This is a genomic window from Terrabacter tumescens, from assembly GCF_014646815.1.
Classification (GTDB): Bacteria; Actinomycetota; Actinomycetes; order Actinomycetales; family Dermatophilaceae; genus Terrabacter; species Terrabacter tumescens.
Window position 1 is genome coordinate 176,568 of sequence record NZ_BMNZ01000003.1, and the last position, 23,262, is coordinate 199,829.

Consider the following 23,262-nt stretch of genomic DNA (forward strand, 5'->3'; position numbering starts at 1 on the left):
CGCTCGACGTCGGCGGCCACGCGGCATACGACATCACGGGGGCACGCGAACGGCCCGGACACCACAGGGTGTCCGGGCCGTCACGCGTGCTGCGCCGGGGTCGCTCAGCGGCGCTTGCGCTTGACCTTCTTGCCACGGCGGTCGGCCTTGCGCTCGACCGTCTGCTGGCCACTGGTCTCGACCGCGCGACCGTCCTCGCCGGGTGCGGTGTAGCGCAGCCCGCCGGAGCGCTGGCCGTCGGTCTCGAGGTCCACGCCGGACACGCGGACGCCCGACCCGAACGGGCGACGCCCGGCCGAGACGGCCTCGTCCTCCTCGTCGCCTGCCGCGGCGCCCGTCGCGTCGTCGGCGACGTGGGTGTGGTCGGCGAGGCCGCCCACGAGGTCACTGACGGACATCGGCGCGGCGCCGACGGGAGCCGCAGCCGGCTCCGGCACCTGCACCTCGACGGAGAAGAGGTGGCTGACCGACTCCTCCTTGATCGCCTCCATCATCGCCTCGAACAGCTGGAAGCCCTCGCGCTGGTACTCGATGAGCGGGTCGCGCTGGGCCATGGCCCGCAGGCCGATGCCCTCCTGGAGGTAGTCCATCTCGTAGAGGTGCTCGCGCCACTTGCGGTCGAGGACCGACAGGACGACCCGACGCTCGACCTCGCGCATCGTGTCCGAGCCGAGGGTCTCCTCGCGCTGGTCGTACGCGTGGTGCGCGTCGGACATCAGCTGCTCGCGCAGGAGCTCGGAGGTGATGGCCTGGCGGCCGCCGGCCATGTCCTCGAGCTCCTCGATGGTGAGCGAGACGGGGAAGACCTGGCGCATCGCGTCCCAGAGCTTCTCGAGGTCCCAGTCGGCGGCGAAGCCCTCGGACGTCGCCGCGTCGACGTAGGAGTTCACGACGTCGTTGACGAAGAGGCGCAGCTGCTCGTGGAGGTCCTCGCCCATGAGCACGGCGCGGCGCTCGTCGTAGATGACCTGGCGCTGACGGTTCATGACGTCGTCGTACTTGAGGACGTTCTTGCGGATCTCGTAGTTCTGGGCCTCGACCGAGCCCTGCGCCTTCTGGATCGAGTTCGTGACCATCTTGGACTCGATCGGCACGTTGTCCTCCATGCCGGCGGTCTGCATGAAGCGGTCGACGAGACCGGCGTTGAACAGGCGCATGAGGTCGTCGTTGAGCGAGAGGTAGAAGCGCGACTCGCCAGGGTCACCCTGGCGGCCGGAACGGCCTCGGAGCTGGTTGTCGATGCGGCGCGACTCGTGCCGCTCGGTGCCGAGGACGTAGAGGCCGCCGAGCTCGGTGACCTCCTCGTGCTCGGCCGCCACGTCGCGCTCGGCCTTGGCGAGCGCCTCGTCCCAGGCGGCTTCGTACTCCTCCGGCGTCTCGTGCGGGTCGAGCCCGCGGCGCTTCAGCTCCGCGACGGCCCGGAACTCGGAGTTGCCGCCGAGCATGATGTCGGTGCCTCGCCCGGCCATGTTGGTCGCGACGGTGACGGCGCCCTTGCGACCGGCGTCGGCGACGATGGCGGCCTCGCGCTCGTGCTGCTTGGCGTTGAGGACCTCGTGCCGGATGCCGCGCTTCTTCAGCTGCTGGGAGAGGTACTCGCTCTTCTCGACCGAGACCGTGCCGACGAGGACGGGCTGTCCGACCGCGTGCTTCTCGGCGATGTCGTCGACGACGGCGTCGTACTTGGCGACCTCGGTGCGGTAGACGAGGTCGGCCTGGTCCTTGCGGATCATCGGGCGGTTCGTCGGGATCGGGATGACGCCGAGCTTGTAGATCGAGTTCAGCTCGGCCGCCTCGGTCTGGGCGGTGCCCGTCATGCCCGAGAGCTTGTCGTACATGCGGAAGTAGTTCTGCAGGGTGATCGTGGCGAGCGTCTGGTTCTCGTTCTTGATCTCGACGCCCTCCTTCGCCTCGATGGCCTGGTGCATGCCCTCGTTGTAGCGGCGGCCCGGCAGCATGCGGCCCGTGTGCTCGTCGACGATGAGGATCTCGCCGTTCATGACGACGTAGTCCTTGTCCTTCTTGAACAGCTCCTTGGCCTTGATGGAGTTGTTGAGGTAGCCGATGAGCGGCGTGTTGACCGTGTCGTAGAGGTTGTCGATGCCGAGCAGGTCCTCGACGCGCGCGATGCCCGACTCGAGCACGCCGACGGTGCGCTTCTTCTCGTCGACCTCGTAGTCGCCGCGGCCGTCCTCGCCGCGGTTGAGGCGCGCTGCGATGCGGGCGAACTCGACGTACCACTTGGTCGCGAGGTCGGCCGGACCGGAGATGATGAGCGGCGTGCGGGCCTCGTCGATGAGGATGGAGTCCACCTCGTCGACGATGCAGAAGTTGTGGCCACGCTGGACGAGCTCGGACGGGTCCCACGCCATGTTGTCGCGGAGGTAGTCGAAGCCGAACTCGTTGTTGGTGCCGTAGGTGATGTCCTTGGCGTACTCGGCGCGACGCTGCTCGGGCGTCATGGCGCTGAGGATGCAGCCGGTCTCCATGCCCAGCGCGCGGTGCACGCGTCCCATCAGCTCGGACTGGTACTCGGCGAGGAAGTCGTTGACCGTGATGACGTGCACGCCCTTGCCGGACAGCGCGTTGAGGTAGCTCGGGAGGGTCGCGACGAGGGTCTTGCCCTCACCGGTCTTCATCTCGGCGACGTTGCCCATGTGCAGCGCGGCGCCGCCCATGATCTGCACGTCGAAGTGCCGCTTCCCGAGGGTGCGCTTGCTCGCCTCGCGGACGGCGGCGAAGGCCTCGGGCAGCAGCATGTCGAGCGTCTCGCCGTTGTCGAGGCGCTCGCGGAAGCCCTTGGTCTCGTCGCGCAGCTCCTCGTCGGTGAGCTTCTCGAAGTCGGCCTCGAGGGCGTTGACCTGCTTGGCGATGCCCTGGAGCTTCTTCAGGGTCCGGCCTTCGCCGGCGCGAAGCAGCTTCTCGATGACGGCCATCTGGTGATCTCACTCCCGACTGAACGTGTGGACGCGCCCGGTGGGCGGGCTCCATCGCCCGTGATGGGTCACGGGACCCGCCTAGGCTAGCCGCCTTCCGGACACAACGACCAACGCACCGGCGCGCGGCCCGGTTCCAATCCGGTTGCGGCGCGGGTACCGGCCGGGACCGAGGGCGTATGCCGTGTGCTCGGGCGGCGCTCAGCCGCTCGCTGCCGCCTCGCCGGGGACACCCGCGGCGTGGCCGACGGGGAGGTCGACGCGTCCGAGGCCGAGCCAGGCCGCCATCGACTCGAGGTTGGCCACGAGCGCCGCGCGCGCCTCGGGCGGAGCGCCCGGCTCCCAGGTGATCCGGTGGCATCGGAGCACCCCTGCCGTGCGGTCGGCCTTGAGGTCGCAGCGCGCCACGAGGGCGTCGCCGTGGAGGAACGGCAGCACGTAGTAGCCGTGGACGCGCTTCTCGGCGGGGGTGTAGATCTCGATGCGGTAGTGGAAGTCCCAGAGGGCGTGGATGCGCTCGCGCTGCCAGACGAGGGAGTCGAAGGGGCTGAGGAGGGCCTCGGCGTGGACCCGCCGCGGCAGCCGGGCCTCGGCGTGCAGCCAGGCCGGCTTCCAGCCCGGCACCGTGACCGGGACGAGCTCACCGTCGGCGACGAGCCGGGCGATGGCGGGCCGGGCGTCCTCGCGCCGGATCCGGAAGTAGTCGGCGAGGCACAGCTCGGTGCCGACGCCGTGCGCGCGCGCCGCGATGCGCACGAGCTCGACGTAGCGCTCCGCGTCGGCCTCGGGTCCAGGCCGGTCGGTCCAGGCGTCACGCACGGGCGGGGGCGCGGTGGCGGCGAGGGCGGCGTACCGGCGCTCGAACTGCGAGGTGCGCCCGACGGAGCTGATCTGCCCGGCCCAGAAGAGGTACTCGAGGGCCTGCTTGACCTCGGACCAGTTCCAGCCCCAGTGGTCGGTGCGGCGTGGCTGGTCGTGGGCGAGCGCGACCTCGGCCTCCCGCGCCGTCATCGGCCCCCTGGCCTCGACCTCGGCCCGCACGAGGTCGACGTAGTCGGGGCGCTCCGCGAGGATCCGCCGCATGCCGCCCCACGCCTTCTCGGCCGCCGCGCGCATGCGGAAGTCGAGCAGCGGCCACGTCGACGGCGGCACGAGGCTGGCCTCGTGCGCCCAGTACTCGACCAGCCGGCGCGGGGCACGGTCGCGGGCCCGGTCGAGCAGTGCGGTGTCATAGGGCCCGAGCCGGGAGAAGAAGGGGAGGTACTGGCTGCGGGCGAGCACGTTGACGCTGTCGATCTGCACGACGCCGACCCGGTCGACGACGCGCTGGATGTGGCGCATCGTCGCGGCGAAGGGCTCGGGTCGGGGGTCGAGGAAACCCTGCGCGGCGATGGCGACCCGGCGGGCCTGGGCGCGCGTCAGGGTGCGGGTGGCCGCGCTCATTCGCCGGGGTCGATGAGGCGCTGTCGCACGGCGTACATCGCCGCCTCCATGCGCGAGTGCATCTGGAGCTTGTCGAGGATGTTGCGGATGTGGTTGCGCACGGTGTTCTCGGCGATGAACAGCTCGTTCGCGATTTCGCGGTTGAGGCGGCCCCGGGCGACGAGCCTGAGGATCTCGAGCTCGCGCTCGGTCAGGCGCGGCAGCTCGAGCCCCGAGATCGGTGCGGGCACCGGCTCGCGCTGGCTGATCTGCTTGAACTCCTCGAGCAGCTTGGAGGCCATGAGCGGCGAGAGCAGCGACTGGCCGTGGAACACGGCACGGATGCCTGCCGCGACCTCCTCAGGCGGCACGTCCTTCAGCAGGTAGCCGTTGGCGCCGGCGCGGACCGCCTCGAAGAGGTTGGCCTCCTCGTCGGAGCTCGTCAGCATGATGATGCGGGCCGACGGCACCCGCTGCTTGATGACGCGGCATGCGTCGATGCCGCCACGCTTGGGCATGCCGACGTCCATGACGATGACGTCGGGGAGGATCTCCTCCGCCTGGTCGACCGCCTCGACCCCGTCGGCGGCCTCGCCGACGATCTCGATGCCGTCCTCGACGGCGAGGACCATCTGCAGGCCCCGACGGTAGAGCGCGTGGTCGTCGACAATGAGGACGCGGATGACATCCGGGGACGGCGGGTTCACGCCCCCATCTTGGCGCACACCCCGGAAACCGCAGCCCAAGGGCGCTCCGGCCGCGCGGCGCACCCGCGACGGCGCGGTCGAGCCAGGCCGCGGACGCCTGCGGGAGCCGGGCGCGGACGCCCGTCGGGGCGCCCCCCGTGGAGGGAGCGCCCCGACGACGTCACCGGTCGGGGAGCAGGGGTCAACCCGTGGCGGCGACGTCGGCGTCCGCGTCGGTCTCGAGGTGCAGCACCCCGTAGCTCCAGCCGCGGCGCCGGTAGACCACGCTCGGACGGTCGGTGTCAGCGTCGTGGAAGAGGAAGAAGTCGTGTCCGACGAGCTCCATCTCGTTGACGGCGTCCTCGAGGGACATGGGCGCTGCCGTGTGGACCTTCTCGCGGACCTCGATGGGCGAGTTGCCGAGCGCACCGAAGCGCTCGAGGTCGTCGACCCGGCCGTCACCGGACTCGATGGGCTCGGCGCCGGGCGGGGTCGACCCGTTGGGCGAGGAGTCGATGCGGGCGGTCGCCTGCGCGACCGACTCGGGGATCCGTCGTCCGCGACTGACCCGGCGCTTGTCGTGCACGCGCCTCAGGCGATCCATGAGCTTGTCCACGGCCGCGTCGAGGGCGGCGTACTTGTCGTCGAGACACGCCTCCGCCCGGATCACGGGGCCCTTGGCGTGGCAGGTGATCTCGACCTTCTCGGACCCGCGGGCAACCCGCTCGTGGGTGACGACGACGTCGATGCGATGCACCTTGGGCGCGAGTGCTGACACCTTGGCCAGTCGCTCGTCGAGCTGCTCACGGAATCGGTCGGGGATCTGGACGTGGCGTCCAGTGACGACGATCTCCACGGTTCCTCCTTGATCACGCACGTCTTCTTCGTGCGGTGCAGTGAGAGTGGTTCCGGGCCTCTGGTCACCTTGGACTGGCCCGCCGGTCAACGGGGCACCACCCCTTCCTGTCGATCACGTCCCGGGGCGCGGCCAAGGGGCCGTCTCCCCGTGGGACGGGGTCCATGACTCGACCCTACTTGGGCCGCGTCCCCATCGGAAGGCATGTGGGAGATCCCCCTCACCCCGGGCGCGTCGGACGCCCAGTCGGCTGCCACAGAAGGTCCACAGAGGGTTCTGAGATCACCCACGGGTGCGCTGGGTGGCGGCCATCGACGCGCCGACGACGTCGCTGCAACCGGCCGTCCGCAACGCCCTGGCGGCCTCGGCGAGCGTGGCACCCGTGGTCACGACGTCGTCGACCAGCAGGACGCGACGTCCGCGGATCACGTTGCGCCACAACGGCATCACGGCGAGCGCGCTCGCGAGGTTGCCACGACGCTCGACCGTGCCGAGCCCCGACTGGTCCTCCACGCGGCGCACGTGGTGCAGGGCCGGGGCCACACGCAGCGTCGGGCCGGACGGCTGCGACAGGCGCGTGAGGTCCGACACGGCGGCCAGACAGAGTGCGGTCAGCGGCGTGTCGCCCCGCTCACGCACGGACCGTCGCGACGAGGGCGCTGGGACGACGAGCACGACGCCGTCGTCCCAGCCGGCACCCCGCAGCGCACCGTCGACGGACGCGGCGAGCAGGGGCGCCAGCAGGGTCACGAGATCGCGGCGGCCGACGTCCTTCCACGCGGACACGGCGGCTCGGAGGGGATCGGCGTAGACGCCCCACGCGTGCACCGGCGGCATGCCCTCCGGGACGGGGTGCGGCACCACCCAGGGGCCACCGCCGTGGTCACCGGGTGTGGCCGACGCCCTCTCCCTGCCCGTGCCCGGCGCCTCGAAGGCCAGCGCGAGGAGCGCCCGGTCGCACCGGGCGCACCAGTTGGGCCCGGGGCGCAGGCACCCGCCGCACTCCCGGGGCAGGACGAGGTCGACGAGGTCGCTGTCCCGCAGCCGGTACAGGGCGCGTCCGACCGCTCGTGCCGGCCCCGGGCGTGCCCGCGGCCCGGTCGGTCGCTCCCCGCCACGCCCAGCCACCGGCCCAGCACAGCGCACCCCGGACGGCGCCGCGAGGGCGTCGACCGGATCTGGGGACGACGGAGCCGCGCGCCGAGGGGATGTGGACGCAGCCCGCCGAGCGGTCGGCCCGGGACCGACCCCGAGGCCAGCCCGCGGGAGCAACATCTGGGCCCGGCCGAAGCCGGCGCGTGAGCTCGCGTCAGCCGCCGGGGACGAGCACGTCGCTGCCGCGCTCGAGCAGCGGCCAGTTGGACCCGGCCCGGGCCAGCACCCGCTTGTCGCTCGTGACGATGAGGATGCCGCGGGGTCCGCCGACGGTCATGATGGTGACCGCGCCGGGCACCGCGTTGAGCCGTCCGATCCCCTCACGCGTGCCGTCGACGCCGGCGCCGATCGTGGCGAGCCACGGGCGCATCGGGTCGCTCGCCCCCACCTGGCCGAGCACCGCGTAGTTGGTGGGGTCGAGCCACGTGACGTCCTGGATGCGGGTCAGCGACTGCGCCTGCTGGAGCGGCTTCGCGAGCGCCTGCGGCTCGCCGTTGGTCGCGCGGACGATCCCGCTGACCCCGAGCTGCGCGTCACCGCCGGAGCGGTCGGTCGTGACGATCAGCACCCGCGCGGCGTCGGCCGAGACGGCCATCGCCGTGACACGCCGCTTGCCGAGCCACGGCGTGCTGACCGGGTTGGCCGTGGCGTTCGGGTCGCTCGACACCGAGTCGAGCACGAAGACGCGGTCGTCGCCCTGGTCGTCGCTGCCGGCGACCCAGAGGTAGCCGTTCGCGTCGTAGACCGGGCGCGTCAGCGAGGTGGCGAACGCCGCGACGGTCCGCGTCTGCGCCGTGGCCCGCCAGATCGACAGCTCGGTCCGGTCGCCGGAGACGGCGGCGACCTGCTTGTTGTCGGCCGACAGGGCCAGGGTCTGCCACGTGTCGGGGATGCGGGCGATGTCGCCGTCCTTGGGCTTGAGGTCCGGGCGCTTGGAGGCCTGCGTGTCCGGGACGTAGCGCGGGTCGAAGCGGCGGATCGTGTCGCCGGTGCGCAGCAGCGCGGTGTCGAAGATCGTCTGGTTGACGGTGTCGTAGCCGAGCTCTGCCGCCGACGCCACCGACGTCACCCCACCGGGCAGCTCGAGCTTGGTGTTGTCGACGGCGAGGGACACCGAGCCCACCGAGGCGACCTGGCTCAGGGTCTTGGTCAGCTGCGCCCACATCGCCGCGCGGGCTGCCGGGTCGGCGGACAGCGCCTCGCTGCTCAGGTTCACCAGGGCCTTGCCGGCCGTGACGGGGACGGCGTTGACCGCGAGCCGGGTGCCGGGTGGCACGCCGGTGGAGACGGCGCCGGCGAGGTAGGCGGGCACGGCGCTCAGCTGCGCGCGCGCCAGGGTCGTCGCGAGCCGGGTGCCGATGGGGAACCATCGAGGGTCCGGGATGAGGTCACGGCCGTTGCGGCTGACGTAGTGGATGAACCTCTTGACGTAGACGCGGTTGAACTGGTCGTTGTCGAGCCACAGCCCGAAGCCACTCGACGGCAGCTCGACGCGCCACTCCCCGCCCACCTTGGTCAGCCCGAGGGTGACCTTGACCCGCGTGCCCACCGGTTGCTCGATGTAACGGCCGTCGGGTGTCAGGCGCGCCATCCCCGCCGCGCTGACCTCGACGGTGTCGTCGGACACCTTCTTGACCGTCAGGTCACCGTCGTAGACGACGACGTCCTCGCTCGACCACCGCCAGAGGTCGATCGACTGCGGCGCGAGGAACGAGCGTCCGGTCGCATGGGTCTCGTCGGTGTCCTCGCCGGCGCGGAGGAAGCCACGGACGATGGCCTCCTGGCTGGCGCCGTCCACGGGACCGACGGCGACGACGCGCACGGGCTCGCTGAGGACCTCACCGAGGGCACGTCCCTCGACGACCGGGCCGGTGCTCGGCAGGCCGCCGCACGCCGCCAGGAGCGTCGACGCGGCGAGGAGCAGGCAGGCCAGACGGCGTGCCCTCACGGCGAGCGCTCCACGACGATGCGGCGCAGGCGCAGCGTGTCGTCGTCGGCCGGCCCGGACGACCCTGACGACCCGGACGACGGGTCGTCCCCGGACGCACGGAGACGGGCTGCCTCGGCTGCGAGCGGGCTGAGCGGCAGCGGCGAGCTCGTGATCGTCGCGTCGGCGCGGCGCGGCAGGGTCAGGCGGAAGCAGGACCCCTCGCCGCGGGCGCCCCAGGCCTCGAGGCGCCCGGCGTGCAGGCGCGCGTCCTCCAGGGCGATGGCGAGCCCAAGGCCGGTCCCGCCGGTGGTCCGGGCACGAGCCGGGTCGGCGCGCCAGAAGCGGGTGAAGACGAGGGCCGCCTCGCCGGGCCTGAGGCCCACGCCATGGTCGCGCACCGTGACGGCGACCGCCGAGTCGTTGGACCCGATCGTCACCTCGACGGGCTTGCCCTCACCGTGCTCGATGGCGTTGGCGACGAGGTTGCGCAGGATCCGCTCGATCCGACGAGAGTCCATGTCGGCGACCACGGGGCTCGACGGTGCGTTGACGACGAGCTGGGTGCCCTTGCGCGCCGCGAGGGTGCGGTGGGCGTCGACCGCTCGCTCGACAGAGGCCCGCAGGTCGCTCGCCTCGACCTCGAGCACCGCGGCGCCGGCGTCGAAGCGGGAGATCTCGAGCAGGTCGCTGAGGAGGGACTCGAAGCGGTCGAGCTCGCCGCGGAGCAGCTCGGCCGACCGCGCGACCGTGGGCTCGAAGTCGCCGCGCGAGTCGTGGATGAGGTCGCCCGCCATGCGGATCGTCGTCAGCGGCGTGCGCAGCTCGTGCGAGACGTCGGAGACGAACCGCTGCTGCACGCGGGAGAGGTTCTCGAGCTGGGCGATCTGCTGCTGGATCGAGGCTGCCATGCCGTTGAAGGACGTGCCGAGGCGGGCCAGGTCGTCCTCGCCCTTGGCGCGCATGCGCTCGTTGAGGTTGCCCTCGGCGAAGCGCTCGGCCACGGCCGCGGCGCGCCGCACCGGGTCGGCGACGAGGCGGGTCACGACGAAGGCGATGGCGCCGATGAGCAGGATGAGCGCGGCGCCGCCGAAGAGGAAGGTCTGCCCGATGAAGCTGATGATCTCCCGCTCGCGGTCCATCGGGTAGATGAAGTAGAGGCCGTAGAAGCCGGCCACCGGGAGCTCGACCTTCTGCCCGACGATGACGGCCGAGATGCTGTCGCCGCCCTCGTCGATGGTGGCCACCTGCAGGTGCTGGCGGTCGGGCTGGGCGGCGACCTGCTTGCGCAGCTCGTCGGGGATGAAGCGCACGCCGACGCTGCCGCTCTCGATGGGGCCGACGATGAAGGGCGAGGTGTTGTCGTCGAAGCGGGTCAGCACGACGTAGCGCGTCTCGTTGCCCGCGTCGCGCCGGTAGGACTTGATGAGGGTGGTGGCGAACTGGGTCAGCTTGGCCTGGGTGTCGGTCTGGTCCGTCGAGTCGAACTGGCCCTGGGCGTCGGTGGCGTCGCGCAGGCTGTCCTCGGACGCGATGCGCTGACGGCTGTCGACGAGGCCCTGGGCGATCGAGCCGTAGAGGTAGGTGCCGACGGCGGTGAGCACGAGGATGCCGAGCAGCATCGTCACGATGACGACGCGGAAGCCGAGCGAGGCACGCCAGAGGTGCAGGACGCGCTGCCACGCGCGGCGCAGCACCGAACCGACCCGCGAGGCCAGCCCCGCGGGTCCGCTCCGGGCCGCGCGCTGCGTCATGTCAGGACGGGCCGGCCTTGTAGCCGACCCCACGCACGGTCACGACGATCTCGGGCCGCTCGGGGTCGTGCTCGATCTTCGAGCGCAGCCGCTGCACGTGGACGTTGACGAGGCGGGTGTCACCGGCGTGGCGGTAGCCCCAGACCTGCTCCAGCAGCACCTCGCGGGTGAAGACCTGCCACGGCTTGCGCGCGAGGGCGACGAGCAGGTCGAACTCGAGCGGCGTCAGCGACAGGGACTCCCCCGCCCGCTTGACGGAGTGGCCGGCCACATCGATCTCGAGGTCTCCGATGGCGAGGCGCTCGGGCGCGGGCTCGTCACCGCGACGGAGCCGGGCGCGGACGCGCGCGATGAGCTCCTGCGGCTTGAACGGCTTGACGACGTAGTCGTCCGCGCCGGACTCGAGGCCGACGACGACGGTGTCCGTGCGGGCCGTCAGCATGACGATGGGCACGCCGCTCTCGGCACGGATGCGGCGGCAGACCTCCATGCCGTCGAGGCCCGGGAGCATGACGTCGAGCAGCACGAGGTCGGGCCGCGACTCGCGGAACGCGCCCACCGCCTCGGAGCCGTCGGCCACGTGCGTGACCTCGAGCCCCTCGTTGCGCAGCACGATCCCCAGCATCTCGGCGAGTGCGAGGTCGTCGTCGACGACCAGTACCCGACCCTTCACGACAGGCTCCTTCCCGGGACCGCGGATCACGCGCCCCGTATGTCCTGACCAAATCATCACACACGCCTGACCGACTGCTGACGCTCATCGGTCCCAGTCGGGTGCGCGGCGTCGTCCCTTCCGAGCGGGACGGAGGAGGTATGCCGTGTGCACACGTCCCCGGGACCGGTGCACACGGCATACGTGCTCGGCCACCAACGCCACCTTGAAGGGTGCGAGGGCGGCGTCCGAGAACCGGGGGCGGGACCGGTCAGCGGGGGGTCACCCCTGCGTGACGTACCACTTGCCGCCGATCTTGACGGCCTTGAAGCTCGCGACCACGTCGGCGGCCAGGGCCGGCTCGGTCGTGACGCTCTCGAAGGTGGCGGTGTTACCGCTCACGGTGGCGCCGCTGATCTTGAGGCCCTTGAACGCCGCGCCGAGCTCCTTGATCTGGTCGAGCATCGGCGTGATCGTCTTGCCGCAGGCGGCGGCGGCGTTCGGGATGCTCGAGATCGCCTTGCCGCTCGTGGCCATGAGCGAGCACACGGTGTTGCCGTCCCCGGCGACCATGGCGCCCAGCCACGAGGTCATGGCGGCCTCGGGGGTCGACTGGTCGACGGGTCCGGCCGTGGCCCCGGTGGCCCCGTCGGTGGCGTCGGTGCCCGTGTCGTCGGTCGTCGCGGACGACATCGTGTCGGTCGGGGTGGTCGCACTCGAGCTCGAGCCGGCCGGGGTGCTCGCGGCGGCCGACTGGTCGACGGACTTCGAGCAGGCTGCGAGCGAGACGGACAGCGCCAGTGCGAGTGCACCGGTCAGGAGCTTCTTCATGGAGGGTCCCTGCCAGACGGGGTGGTCGGTGAGCCCTTCGATCCTCCCACGGCAGGCGTCGCGGTTCAGGTCGAGCGACGGACCCGAGCGCGTCGGCCCGGCCGTGGCGGGGCGGGCGTGGCGGGGCGCGCCAATCGGCCCAAAAGCCCCCGGCTCCCCCACGCAACGGGGATGATCGCCCGGTGACGAGCGACACGCGCAGCGCCGCACCGGGGTCGACCTCTCGGTCGGCCTCGACCGCCGCGGCACCGGCGACCGGGCGGGCCTCGGGGCTGCCGCTGCTGCTCCGGCAGGCCCTGCCCGGGCTCGTCGTCCTCCTCGCCGTCCTGCGCACGGTCCAGCCGGTGCGCGACCCGGACACCTTCTGGCACCTCGCGGCCGGCGACCACCTGCGCGAGACGTGGTCGTTCGCGGGCGCCGACCCGTTCAGCACGATGTCGACGCAGCCGTGGCGCCTACACGAGTGGCTGCCGGAGCTGCTCATGAGCGTGACCCAGCAGGCCTTCGGGCTGGCCGGCGTCTCGTGGCTGCTGCCTCTCGGCGTCGCGGGGATCGCGCTCTGCCTGTGGGTGGTCCTGCGCCGCGAGGCCCCCCTGCTCGTGACGACGGTCGTGCTCGTCGTCGCCCTCGTCGCGATGAGCGGCAGCCTCTCGCTGCGGCCGCACCTCGTCTCGTTCGCCGGGGCCGTCGTGACGACCGGTGCCTGGCTGTCCACGCGCCGTGACGGGAGGGTCCGCTGGTGGCTCGTCCCGCTGACCTGGGTCTGGGCGTGCAGCCACGGCATGTGGTTCGTCGGCGTCGTCATCGGGCTCGTGGCCGTGGTCGGGCTGCGCCTCGACGGCGTCTGCCGTGGGCGCGCCGCGCTGCGCCTCGCCCTCGTGCCGCTCGCATCGCTCGTCGCCGCTGCGCTGACCCCGGTCGGCCCCGAGCTGCTGACGGCGCCCTTCGCCGTGCGGGACTACGCCCAGTTCGTCACCGAGTGGCGCTCTCCGTCGCTGACCGACGTCCCGTTCGTCGCGTTCCTCGCCTGCGCCGCCGTGACCCTGCTCATCTGGTCACGCGAGGGCCGGCGCACGCCGTGGACGGAGATCCTCCTCGTCGGGCTCGCGATCGGCTTCGCCCTGCTCTACGTGCGCACCATCGCCGTCGGTGCCGCGATCCTCGCCCCGGTGGCGGCCCTGACCATCGCCCGCGTCGCCCGGCTCCCCCGCGAACCCGTCGCCCGCCGCGAGGTCGTGCTGACCCTCGGGCTCGCCGCCGCGGCTCTCGCCGTCGCCGGCCTGCTCGCACCCGCCCGCGGCGCCCGGCCCGACTACGGCCCCAACGACCTCGACCGCCAGATCGCCGCGCTGCCGGCGGGCACCGTGCTGTGCAACGACTACGACAGCGGTGGCTGGCTCATCTGGAAGCACCCGAACGTCCGCCCCGCCATCGACGGCCGCACGGAGGTCTACGCCGTGCCCTACGTCGAGGCGTACATGCGCTTCCAGGCGGCGGCCCCCGGGTGGGAGGCCGTCCCCCAGCGGACCGGCTGCCGCTGGGCCCTGCTCCCCGCGAGCATGTCCGTGTCGGACTCCCTCGTCCGGCAGGCCCGCTGGACCGTGTCCGCGCGTGGCTCCGACTACGTCCTGCTCCGCGCCCCGCGCTGAGCCGGTCGACGCGCACCAGCGACGCGCACCAGCCCACAACGGACGTATGCCGTCCCCCTCGCGAGGGGGACGGCATACGTTCTCGTTCGGCCGGCGTCCGGCTGCGAGCCTGCTTGCGACAAGGCTCAGTAGCGGTAGTGCTCCGGCTTGTACGGGCCGGCGACGTCGACGCCGAGGTACTCGGCCTGGCCCTTGGTCAGCTCGGTGAGCCGGACGCCGAGGGCGTCGAGGTGCAGGCGGGCGACCTTCTCGTCGAGGTGCTTCGGCAGGGTGTAGACCTGCTTGGCGTAGTCACCGGTCTTGGTGAAGAGCTCGATCTGGGCGATCGTCTGGTTGCTGAAGCTGTTGCTCATGACGAAGCTCGGGTGACCGGTCGCGTTGCCGAGGTTCATCAGGCGACCCTCGGAGAGCACGATGATCGAGCTGCCCGACGTGAACGTCCACTCGTGGACCTGCGGCTTGATCTCGGTCTTCTGGATGCCGGGGACGCGGGCGAGGCCGGCCATGTCGATCTCGTTGTCGAAGTGGCCGATGTTGGCGACGATGGCCTTGTTCTTCATCTTCGTCATGTGCTCGGCGGTGATGACGTCGTAGCAGCCGGTCGTCGTGATGAAGATGTCGGCGGTCTCGACGACGTCCTCGAGGCGGGCGACCTGGAAGCCCTCCATCGCGGCCTGCAGCGCGCAGATCGGGTCGATCTCGGTGACGATGACGCGGGCGCCCTGGCCGCGGAGCGACTCGGCGCAGCCCTTGCCCACGTCGCCGTAGCCGGCGACGACGGCGACCTTGCCGCCGATGAGGACGTCGGTGGCGCGGTTGAGGCCGTCGATGAGCGAGTGGCGGCAGCCGTAGGTGTTGTCGAACTTGCTCTTGGTCACCGCGTCGTTGACGTTGATGGCCGGGAAGAGCAGCTCGCCGGCCTCGGCCAGCTGGTAGAGGCGGTGGACACCGGTCGTGGTCTCCTCGGTGACGCCCTTGATGCCGGCGGCGACCGTGGTCCACTTCTGCGGGTCGGTGGCCAGGGTCTGGCGCACGAGCTCCTTGAAGACGCCGAACTCCTCGGAGTCCTCCTCGGTGGTGGGCGGCACCTGGCCGGCCTGCTCCCACTCGCGGCCCTTGTGGACGAGCATCGTGGCGTCGCCGCCGTCGTCGAGGATCATGTTCGGGCCCTCGCCGCCGGGCCAGGTGAGGATCTGGTCGGTGCACCACCAGTACTCGGGGAGCGTCTCGCCCTTCCAGGCGAAGACGGGCACGCCCTGGAGGTCGTCGGCGCTGCCCTTGGGTCCGACGACGACGGCCGCGGCGGCCTCGTCCTGCGTCGAGTAGATGTTGCACGAGGCCCAGCGGACCTCGGCACCGAGCGCGGTGAGGGTCTCGATGAGCACGGCCGTCTGGACCGTCATGTGCAGCGAGCCGGCGATGCGGGCGCCCTTGAGGGGCTGGGCCGCGGCGTACTCCTCGCGGATCGCCATGAGGCCGGGCATCTCGTGCTCGGCGAGTCGGAGCTGGTGTCGGCCGGCCTCGGCGAGGCTCAGGTCGGCAACCTTGTAGTCGAAGGACATGAGTGATCGTTTCCTTTGATCGTCGGTGTGCAGACCCGGCGCGCCCCTCTGGGCTCATCTGGCGGGTCATCACCCACGCCGGCAGTCGCCCAGTCTAGCGGCGGGCCCGGTCCGCCTCGAATCGCGTGTCGAGCCCTACGCGCTCCCATGGGCGAGCCACGCGCATCGCGCCGAGCACCCACACGGCACGAAGCCACCCGCTGACCGCGGGCTCGGCGCCGACAGGGTGGCTCCGGTCCGCGAAGGTGGCGCGGGTGCCCCGACCGTCCCGACCGTCCTGACGGTCCCGGACCGTCAGTGCGAGGTCGCGGCCTCGTCGTGCTTGGTGCGGCGCGGGATGACGTGGAGCACGGCGACGATGATCCCACCGACGACGAGGCCGATGAGCGCCGACGCGAGGGTGTTGACGACCCACGCGAGCAGGCCTCCGATGCCCGCGACCCCGGCCACGCCCTCCTCGAGGTGGTGGACGAGGTCGTAGAGCGCGTGCCAGCCGAGCTCGTCGACGCCGACGAGCAGGATGTGGCCACCGACCCAGAGCATGGCGGCGATGCCGACGGTCGAGAGCACCGACAGCAGCTTCGGCATGCCCTTGACGAGGCCGCGGCCGACCCGCTGCGAGGTGCCGGACTCGCGCTTGGCGAGGTGGAGGCCGACGTCGTCCATCTTGACGATGAGCCCGACGACGCCGTAGACGAGCGCCGTGATGAGCAGGGCCACGATGACGAGGATGATGAGGCGCGAGAGGAACGGCTCGGTGTCGACCTCGTTGAGGGCGATGACCATGATCTCGGCCGAGAGGATGAAGTCGGTGCGGATGGCGCCGGACACGACGGCGTCCTCGTCGACCTCGCCGGCCTCGGCCTTCTCCTCACGGTGGCCCGAGAGGATCTCCCAGACCTTCTCGGCCCCCTCGTATGCGAGGTAGGCGCCACCGACCATGAGGATCGGCGTCAGCGCCCACGGGACGAACTGGCTGAGCACCATGATGACCGGCAGGATGATGAGCAGCTTGTTGCGCAGGGAGCCGAGCGCGATCTTCTTGATGATCGGCAGCTCGCGCTCGGGGGCGAGGCCCTCGACGTAGCGCGGCGTGACGGCGGTGTCGTCGACGACGACACCGGTCGCCTTGACGCTCGCCTTGGCCGCGGCCGCGCCCACGTCGTCGACGGACGCCGCCGCGAGCTTCACGAGTGCCGCGATGTCGTCGAGGAGCGCTACGAGTCCGCCTGCCATGGCGTCATCCTAGGGTGGTCTGGGAGTCGGCTGGGAACGCGCTCAGGCGGGTGCGTCGAGCTTGAGCCCGAGCAGGGCGTTCTCGACGACCTCGGCGAGCGCCGGGTGGATCCAGTACTGCCCGCGCGCGAGGTCGTGGACCGTCGTGCCGAACGCCATCCCCTGGATCAGCGGCTGGATGAGCGAGGTCGCCTGGGGTCCCATGAGGTGGGCGCCGAGCAGGAGGCCCGTCGCCGGGTCCGCGACGAGCTTGCAGACGCTCGTCGTGTTCTCCATCGCCCAGCCGTATGCCGTGTCGCCGAACGCCTGGACGTAGCTCACGTGGGCGCGTCCCTGCTCGACGCACTCCTGCTCGGTGAGCCCGACCGTCGCGATCTGCGGGTGGCTGAAGACGCCGGAGGGCACGTGCTCGAGGGGCAGCCGGCGCAGGTCGTCCGGGTGCACGAGGTTGTGCGCGATGGTGCGCGCCTCGGCGTTGGCGACGTGCTTGAGCTGGTAGGGGGCGCTGACGTCACCGAGGGCCCAGACCCCGGGCGCGCTGGTGCGACCGTGCTCGTCGACCTCGATGCGACCGTCGTCGAGCAAGCGCAGGCCGCCGACGTCGGCGCCGAGGTGGGCCGTGTTGGGCTCTCGGCCGGTCGCCACGAGCAGCAGGTCGGCGTCGACGACGGCCGTGCTGTCGAGGTGCAGCCGCACGCCCTCGCCCCCGGGGCCCGTCTCGACACGGACGACGTTGGCGCCGGTGCGCACGTCCCACTGCTCCCGGGCCAGGTCGGTGAAGCGCTGCGCGATGTCGGTGTCGAGGTGGCGCAGCAGCATCGAGGACCGGGCCACGACGGTCACGTGCACGCCGAACGAGGCGAAGACGTGAGCCATCTCGGCGGCGATGAACCCACCGCCGATGATCGCGAGCCGCTCGGGCAGGGCGTCGATCCGCATCACCGTGTCGGAGGTGTGGAAGGGCACGCCGGACTCGGTGACGACGTCGGGCACGACGGGGTGGGCCCCCGCAGCGACGACCACCTGGTCGGCGGTCAGGGTCTCGGTGCCGCCGTCGTGGAGGTCGACCGTGAGGGTGCGTTCGCCGGTGAAACGGGCGTGACCGAGGAACGCCGTCGTGTTGGGCCCGTCGACGCGGTAGCGCCGGCCGCCGTCCGAGATGGGGTCGATGCGCCCGAAGACGCGGTCGCGCACGTCGCTCCAGCGCACGCCGTCGAGCGTGGCGTCGACGCCGTAGCGCCCGGCCTCGCGCACCTCGCGGGCCCGGTCGGCGGCGTAGACGAACATCTTCGTCGGGATGCAGCCGACGTTGAGGCACGTGCCGCCGAACGTCCCGCCCTCGATGATCGCAACGCGCTTGTCGTCGAAGTCGGGCGTCACGAGCGAGTTGCCCGAGCCACTGCCGATGATGGCCAGGTCGAAGTGCTGGGTCACCGTCGCAGCCTACGTGGAGCAACCCGGCCGACCCGGGACGGGCCGCTCCTGACGTGAGGCCACTGACGGCATACGCCATCGGTCCGCCCACGGGACTGCCGCGGGACCACCCGGGGATCACACCTCGCGGGAGCCCCGCAGCAGGCGGACGTGCGGCGACGTGGCCGGGTCGAAGCCGAAGCCGAGCGCGAGGTAGGTCGCGGCGAAGTCGGTGAGCGAGACGTGGTGGGCGAGGCGGAGCAGCGGGTCGGTCGCGGGGGCGTCGACGAGCGAGACCCGCACGCCGGCGTCCTCGGCGACGGAGACGACGGTGTCGGCGAGGCCGTGCCCGTCGCCGGCGGAGGTGTCACGCATCATGATGAGGCGCAGCGGCGCCCGGCTCGGACCGTCGAGGAACGGGTCGGCGAAGATGTCGTCGCTGCCGCCGCCACCGGACTGGCCCGGGGCGAGCGGTCCGTCGAAGCAAGCGACGATCTGGCTCGCGGCATCGGGCAGGCAGCCGTGGGCCACGGGGACGCGTCCGGTGCGGCCGAACATCGCCGCGGCCCGGCGAGCGGTGACGTCCCCGAACGGCCCCTCCCCCAGCACGATGGGCGTCGACTCGGCGAGCTCGGTCGCGAGGATCTTGGCCGGGTTGACGAACGACTCGGACGACGGGCGCGCGTCGGTGGCCGTGCGGTCGAGCAGGTCGGCGAGCTCGGCCAGCGTCTCGTGGCTCACCGAGGCGATGCCCAGGGCGTCGGCCGCGAGCAGGGCCGGGGTGGCCTGCGCCCACACCGACGTGCGCGACGACGAGCCGCCGACGGCGATCGGCACGTGCACCCCGTGGGCGCGGGCGCACACGTCGGCCAGCGGGGAGTCCGCGGCACCCACGGTGACGAGGAAGGCCCCGCGGCGGGCGGCCTCGGCGGCGAGGGCGAGCGTGCCGGCCGCCCGTCCGGACTGCGACACGGCGAGGACGACGTCGAGCGCGCCCACCCAGCCCGGCAGCGAGCCCGACGTGCAGCTCTGGACCGGAAGGGCGGCCGCGCCGCGGCTCACGGCCTCGAAGAGGTCGGCCACCGCGACCGAGCCGCCGGCGGCCGCGACGACGACGCCACGCGGCTCGACGTCACGCAGCCGGTCGAGACCGGCCTCCCCGGCGGCCGCCATGGTGCGCCGCACCTGGGCGCCGGCTCCGGCGAGGGCGCGCAGCGAGTCGCTGGAGTCGAGGGACGCCAGGGCGCCCTCGTCGTCGAGGCGGGCTTCGTCGAACACGGCGCCCACGGGGGTCAGCCGTCGGTGCGGCGGGCGAGGTCGACGAGGAGGACGGGGACGCCGCCCTCGACGGGGTAGGCGAGGTGGCAGGTGTCGCAGCGCAGCTCGGTCACGTCAGCGCCGCCGGTCGGGTCGACGCTGTCGACGACCTCGCCCTTGCACTGCGGGCAGCGGATGATCCCGCGCAGCCACGGCTCGATGGTCTGCTGGCTCTGGTTCACGAAGCGTCTCCTGCGTCCTGGGCGGGGGTCGACCCGCCCTCGTCGGGTGCGTGTGCTGCGTCGGCGCCCGACCGGATGAGGCTCAGCAGCTCGTCACGCACGTCCTGCATCGTCTCACGGTCGGCCGCCTCGACGTTGAGCCGCAGCAGCGGCTCGGTGTTGGAGGCCCGCACGTTGAACCACCACATCGGCGTCTGGCCCTCGGGGCTGCTGACGGTGAGCCCGTCCAGCACGTCGGTCGTGGCTCCGCGCACCTGCGCCCAGGCCCTGACCTGGTCGACGACGGCGGCCTGGTCGGTCACGGTCGAGTTGATCTCGCCCGAGGCGACGTAGCGTTCGTACTCGGCGCAGAGCTCGGACAGGGGCGCGTCCTGCTCGCCGAGCGCGGCGAGCACGTGCATGGCCGCGAGCATGCCGGTGTCGGCGAACCAGAAGTCGCGGAAGTAGTAGTGCGCCGAGTGCTCGCCGCCGAACACCGCTCCGGCACGGGCCATCTCGGCCTTGATGAACGAGTGCCCGACCCGGGTGCGCACCGGCGTCGCGCCGGCCTCGAGCACGATCTCGCGGACCGCGGCGCTCGTGATGACGTTGTGCACGATCGACACCGACGTGTCGCCGCCGGCGCGGGCCCGCTCGATCTCCCGGACCGCGACGAGACCGGTGACCGCGCTCGGCGAGACCGGCTCGCCGTCGGCGTCGACGACGAAGCAGCGGTCGGCGTCGCCGTCGAAGGCGAGCCCGAGGTCGGCGCCGTGCTCGCGGACGGCGGCCTGGAGGTCGACGAGGTTGGCCGGGTCGAGCGGGTTGGCCTCGTGGTTGGGGAAGGTGCCGTCGAGCTCGAAGTAGAGCGGGACGATCTCGAGGGGCAGCTCCGGCAGACCGGCTGCGGTGCCGAGCACGGCGGGGACCGTGTGGCCGCCCATGCCGTTGCCCGCGTCGACCACGACCTTGAGCGGACGCGACCCGGAGAGGTCGACGAGTCCGCGCAGGAAGGCGGCGTAGTCGCCGAGGAGGTCACGGGTGGTCACGGATCCCGGCCCACCGGCCGGGAGGGCGAGGCCCGTGCCGCCGCCGAGCATCCACTGCGCGAGGTCGCGGATCTCGGCGAGACCGGAGTCCTGGCCGACGGGACGCGCGGCGGAGCGGCACAGCTTGATGCCGTTGTAGCGGGCCGGGTTGTGGCTCGCGGTGAACATCGCGCCGGGGAGGTCGAGCGCGCCGCTGGCGTAGTAGAGCCCGTCGGTCGAGCAGAGCCCGATCATGGTGACGTCGACGCCGCGCGATGTCACCCCCGCGGCGAAGGCGGCGGAGAGCTCGGGCGAGCTGGGTCGCATGTCGTGGCCGATGACGACGCCCTCGGACCCGTCCGGGACGGCGACGACCTCGGCGAACGCCGCGCCGATGGCGTGGGCCACCGCGGGCGAGAGCTGCTCCGGCACGAGTCCGCGCACGTCGTAGGCCTTGACGAAGTCTGCGAGGTGGGGCACGCCGAACACCCTAGTGGTCAGGAGTCCTTGAGGATGCGCAGGTGTCCGCGCCGGCCGGACTCGACGGCGCCCGAGTCGGCCTCGGCGTTGGCCTGCCCGCGCGAGGTCGTGCGCGGCTCGGCGGGTCGGCTCGTGCGCGGACGGCCGGCCTCACGGACGGCGTCAGCGAGGGCCAGCAGGTCGTCGGCGGCCAGCGCGGGCTCGGGGAACTCGCCGCCCACGCGCACGACCTCCCAGCCACGGGGGGCCGTCATGCGCTCGGCGTGCTCGAGGCACAGGTCGTAGGTGTGCGGCTCGGCGTAGGTCGCGAGCGGACCGACGACGACGGCACGGTCGGCATACGCGTAGGTCAGCGTCGCCACAGCAGGACGGGCACATCCCGTCTTCGAGCAACCACGTGTCAGACCCACGATCCGGGACTCTAGCCCGCCCTCCCGGGCAGGACGAATCACCACGCCGTCGCGGCGCGAGATCACTGCGGTCGTATGCCGTCCGGCGCGTCGCCGTGAGCGGTGGCCGTCGATCTAGAGTGGGGTCGTGGACACCGCCTCGCCCCGCTCTCCCGGGCGCCGCCGACGACGCGACCGGCACGGTCGCGGACGGCGCGGCCCCCTGGCCTGGCCCCCGGTCCCGGCGATGGTCTCGCGCCGCGACGAGTTCGACGACTTCGTCCTCGACGCGGCCGCCCGTCTCGAGGCGACGTGCGGGCGCGCTTTCCCCGCAGTTGAGTTCGCGGTCGAGGACGTGCCCCGCGGCCCCGCCCCCTGGGACCACCGGGAGGTGCCGCTCGGACGCCTCTTCCCCGCGACGAGCGCCCGTCCGGCCCGGATCGTCGTCTACCGGCGTCCCGTCGAGACGCGCGTCAGCGACCGTCGTGACGTCGCCGCGCTCGTCGCCGACATCGTGACCGAGCAGGTGGCCGGACTGCTCGGCGTGGCCCCCGAGGAGCTGGACCCCGGTTTCGGGGAGTGACGCGAGCGGCCGACCGGGGCCGGCCGCGTCTGAGCACGGCTGACCGGCCGGTCGGACGGGTCACCGGGCCGACCTACGAGGCGAGGTCGCTGACGCGCGACCCGCCCGGGCCGTCGGCCTCGGCACCCTTGGGCGGCTGGTTGACCTCGGCCCACACGGCGTCGAGGGACAGGCCGAGGACGTCGGCGATCGCCGCGATGGTCGGGAACGCCGGCGTGGCGACGCGGCCCGACTCGATCTTGCGCAGGGTCTCGGGCGAGACACGCGCGTCGAGGGCCGTCTCGAGCATCGAGCGCTCCCCCCGGGCACGACGCAGCAGGGCGCCGAGACGCTGTCCGCGCGCGAGCTCGGCAGGAGTGAGCGGAAGCCTGACCATGCACCGAATCCTAGCCGACCGGGATAACATTGCCGGGATAGTTATTGGACGAGAGAGGCACGCATGATCGAGATCCTGACCCCGGCCGAGCTGGACCGGGCCCGCCGGGCCGGCGCCGTCGTTGCGGACACCCTGCAGACGCTGCGCAGCCGCAGCACGATCGGGACGAGCCTGCTCGAGATCGACCGGTGGGCCAGGGAGATGATCGAGGACGCCGGGGCCCAGTCCTGCTACGTCGACTACGCGCCGTCCTTCGGCCGTGGGCCGTTCGGCCACTACGTCTGCACGTCCGTCAATGACGCCGTGCTCCACGGCCTCCCCCGAGACTACGCCCTGGCCGACGGCGACCTGCTGTCGCTCGACCTCGCGGTCTCGCACGGCGGCGTCGTCGCGGACTCCGCCATCAGCTTCGTCGTCGGCGAGTCGCGCCCGCCGGGGAGCACCGAGCTGATCGACGCGACGGAGCGGGCGCTCGCGGCCGGGATCACCGCCGCCGGGCCGGGCGCGCACCTCGGGGACGTCTCGCACGCGATCGGTGAGGTCCTCTCCGCGGCCGGCTACGCCATCAACACCGAGTTCGGCGGTCACGGAGTCGGCTCGACCATGCACCAGGACCCGCACGTGTCCAACACGGGCCGTCCCGGCCGCGGCTACCGGCTGCGACCGGGCCTGCTGCTCGCCCTCGAGCCCTGGGTCATGGCGGACACCGCAGAGCTCGTCACGGACGCGGACGGGTGGACCCTGCGCAGCGCGACCGGCTGCCGGACTGCGCACAGCGAGCACACCGTCGCCATCACCGACGGCGGTGCCGAGATCATGACCCTGCCGACCGCGGCGGCCCGCTGACGG

At 72.2% G+C, this 23,262-nt stretch carries 20 protein-coding genes; 3 read left to right on the plus strand and 17 right to left on the minus strand.

Annotated features, from left to right (window positions below; genetic code table 11):
- Window positions 1–104: 104 nt before the first annotated feature.
- The 9 genes from secA to IEY30_RS08245 form a co-directional block, all read right to left on the minus strand.
- Window positions 105–2,936, minus strand: a complete 2,832-nt coding sequence (gene secA / locus IEY30_RS08205) for a preprotein translocase subunit SecA (protein WP_043416115.1) — start codon at window positions 2,934–2,936, stop codon at window positions 105–107.
- 201 nt (window positions 2,937–3,137) lie between these two features.
- Window positions 3,138–4,379, minus strand: a complete 1,242-nt coding sequence (locus IEY30_RS08210; protein WP_052358341.1) for a winged helix-turn-helix domain-containing protein — start codon at window positions 4,377–4,379, stop codon at window positions 3,138–3,140.
- Window positions 4,376–5,065, minus strand: a complete 690-nt coding sequence (locus IEY30_RS08215; protein WP_030194777.1) for a response regulator — start codon at window positions 5,063–5,065, stop codon at window positions 4,376–4,378. The genes IEY30_RS08210 and IEY30_RS08215 overlap by 4 nt, the downstream gene beginning before the upstream one ends.
- Window positions 5,066–5,246: 181 nt before the next feature.
- Complete coding sequence (gene hpf, locus IEY30_RS08220) at window positions 5,247–5,900, minus strand: ribosome hibernation-promoting factor, HPF/YfiA family (RefSeq protein ID WP_030194771.1); 654 nt, start codon at window positions 5,898–5,900, stop codon at window positions 5,247–5,249.
- Window positions 5,901–6,182: 282 nt separating this feature from the next.
- Window positions 6,183–7,028, minus strand: a complete 846-nt coding sequence (locus IEY30_RS08225) for a ComF family protein (protein WP_052358340.1) — start codon at window positions 7,026–7,028, stop codon at window positions 6,183–6,185.
- Window positions 7,029–7,209: 181 nt separating this feature from the next.
- Window positions 7,210–9,003 carry an LpqB family beta-propeller domain-containing protein gene (locus IEY30_RS08230; RefSeq protein WP_030194762.1) on the minus strand — a complete coding sequence of 598 codons (1,794 nt, stop codon included), beginning with the start codon at window positions 9,001–9,003 and terminating at the stop codon, window positions 7,210–7,212.
- Complete coding sequence (gene mtrB / locus IEY30_RS08235; RefSeq protein WP_229674907.1) at window positions 9,000–10,736, minus strand: MtrAB system histidine kinase MtrB; 1,737 nt, start codon at window positions 10,734–10,736, stop codon at window positions 9,000–9,002. The genes IEY30_RS08230 and mtrB overlap by 4 nt, the downstream gene beginning before the upstream one ends.
- Before the next feature lies 1 nt (window position 10,737).
- The gene (gene mtrA, locus IEY30_RS08240) at window positions 10,738–11,409 is read right to left on the minus strand and encodes an MtrAB system response regulator MtrA (RefSeq protein ID WP_268240967.1); all 672 of its coding nucleotides are present in this window, start codon (window positions 11,407–11,409) and stop codon (window positions 10,738–10,740) included.
- 261 nt (window positions 11,410–11,670) lie between these two features.
- Window positions 11,671–12,219, minus strand: a complete 549-nt coding sequence (locus IEY30_RS08245) for a hypothetical protein (RefSeq protein WP_229674908.1) — start codon at window positions 12,217–12,219, stop codon at window positions 11,671–11,673.
- A gap of 182 nt (window positions 12,220–12,401) precedes the next feature.
- Here IEY30_RS08245 and IEY30_RS08250 point away from each other — a divergent pair, with 182 nt between their 5' ends.
- Entirely contained in the window at window positions 12,402–13,868 is a 1,467-nt protein-coding gene (locus tag IEY30_RS08250; RefSeq protein WP_030194752.1) for a hypothetical protein, read from the plus strand.
- Between the two features lie 125 nt (window positions 13,869–13,993).
- Here IEY30_RS08250 and ahcY read toward each other — a convergent pair whose 3' ends face one another.
- The 7 genes from ahcY to IEY30_RS08285 all read right to left on the minus strand — a co-directional run bounded on the left by ahcY (window position 13,994) and on the right by IEY30_RS08285 (window position 21,475).
- A complete protein-coding gene (gene ahcY, locus IEY30_RS08255) occupies window positions 13,994–15,430 on the minus strand; it encodes an adenosylhomocysteinase (protein ID WP_030194750.1) in 1,437 nt (478 codons plus the stop codon).
- Between the two features lie 294 nt (window positions 15,431–15,724).
- The gene (locus tag IEY30_RS08260; RefSeq protein WP_030194747.1) at window positions 15,725–16,666 is read right to left on the minus strand and encodes a DUF808 domain-containing protein; all 942 of its coding nucleotides are present in this window, start codon (window positions 16,664–16,666) and stop codon (window positions 15,725–15,727) included.
- Between the two features lie 42 nt (window positions 16,667–16,708).
- Complete coding sequence (locus IEY30_RS08265; RefSeq protein ID WP_030194745.1) at window positions 16,709–18,100, minus strand: mycothione reductase; 1,392 nt, start codon at window positions 18,098–18,100, stop codon at window positions 16,709–16,711.
- A 117-nt stretch (window positions 18,101–18,217) separates the two neighbouring features.
- Entirely contained in the window at window positions 18,218–19,366 is a 1,149-nt protein-coding gene (locus IEY30_RS08270) for an SIS domain-containing protein (protein ID WP_030194744.1), read from the minus strand.
- Between the two features lie 5 nt (window positions 19,367–19,371).
- Entirely contained in the window at window positions 19,372–19,578 is a 207-nt protein-coding gene (locus IEY30_RS08275; protein WP_188960116.1) for a Trm112 family protein, read from the minus strand.
- On the minus strand, window positions 19,575–21,074 hold the full coding sequence (locus IEY30_RS08280) for a phosphomannomutase/phosphoglucomutase (RefSeq protein ID WP_030194742.1): 1,500 nt from the start codon (window positions 21,072–21,074) through the stop codon (window positions 19,575–19,577). The genes IEY30_RS08275 and IEY30_RS08280 overlap by 4 nt, the downstream gene beginning before the upstream one ends.
- A gap of 8 nt (window positions 21,075–21,082) precedes the next feature.
- Window positions 21,083–21,475 carry a DUF3499 domain-containing protein gene (locus IEY30_RS08285; protein ID WP_030194741.1) on the minus strand — a complete coding sequence of 131 codons (393 nt, stop codon included), beginning with the start codon at window positions 21,473–21,475 and terminating at the stop codon, window positions 21,083–21,085.
- 127 nt (window positions 21,476–21,602) lie between these two features.
- Here IEY30_RS08285 and IEY30_RS08290 point away from each other — a divergent pair, with 127 nt between their 5' ends.
- Window positions 21,603–22,037, plus strand: a complete 435-nt coding sequence (locus IEY30_RS08290) for a metallopeptidase family protein (protein ID WP_156035128.1) — start codon at window positions 21,603–21,605, stop codon at window positions 22,035–22,037.
- Window positions 22,038–22,110: 73 nt separating this feature from the next.
- On the opposite strand, the gene IEY30_RS08295 is transcribed toward IEY30_RS08290, so the two are convergent.
- Window positions 22,111–22,413 carry a helix-turn-helix domain-containing protein gene (locus IEY30_RS08295; RefSeq protein ID WP_030194734.1) on the minus strand — a complete coding sequence of 101 codons (303 nt, stop codon included), beginning with the start codon at window positions 22,411–22,413 and terminating at the stop codon, window positions 22,111–22,113.
- Between the two features lie 63 nt (window positions 22,414–22,476).
- Here IEY30_RS08295 and map point away from each other — a divergent pair, with 63 nt between their 5' ends.
- Window positions 22,477–23,259, plus strand: coding sequence for a type I methionyl aminopeptidase (gene map, locus IEY30_RS08300; RefSeq protein ID WP_030194731.1), 783 nt, complete (start codon window positions 22,477–22,479; stop codon window positions 23,257–23,259).
- The last annotated feature ends 3 nt before the right edge of the window (window positions 23,260–23,262 follow it).

What these genes read in the sequence shown, in the direction of transcription:
- IEY30_RS08245 (WP_229674908.1), bottom strand. Translation starts at nt 12,219, where the DNA reads ATGAAGAAGCTCCTGACCGGTGCACTCGCACTGGCGCTGTCCGTCTCG.
- ahcY (WP_030194750.1), bottom strand. Translation starts at nt 15,430, where the DNA reads ATGTCCTTCGACTACAAGGTTGCCGACCTGAGCCTCGCCGAGGCCGGC.
- secA (WP_043416115.1), bottom strand. Translation starts at nt 2,936, where the DNA reads ATGGCCGTCATCGAGAAGCTGCTTCGCGCCGGCGAAGGCCGGACCCTG.
- map (WP_030194731.1), top strand. Translation starts at nt 22,477, where the DNA reads ATGATCGAGATCCTGACCCCGGCCGAGCTGGACCGGGCCCGCCGGGCC.
- IEY30_RS08260 (WP_030194747.1), bottom strand. Translation starts at nt 16,666, where the DNA reads ATGGCAGGCGGACTCGTAGCGCTCCTCGACGACATCGCGGCACTCGTG.
- IEY30_RS08210 (WP_052358341.1), bottom strand. Translation starts at nt 4,379, where the DNA reads ATGAGCGCGGCCACCCGCACCCTGACGCGCGCCCAGGCCCGCCGGGTC.
- IEY30_RS08295 (WP_030194734.1), bottom strand. Translation starts at nt 22,413, where the DNA reads ATGGTCAGGCTTCCGCTCACTCCTGCCGAGCTCGCGCGCGGACAGCGT.
- mtrB (WP_229674907.1), bottom strand. Translation starts at nt 10,736, where the DNA reads ATGACGCAGCGCGCGGCCCGGAGCGGACCCGCGGGGCTGGCCTCGCGG.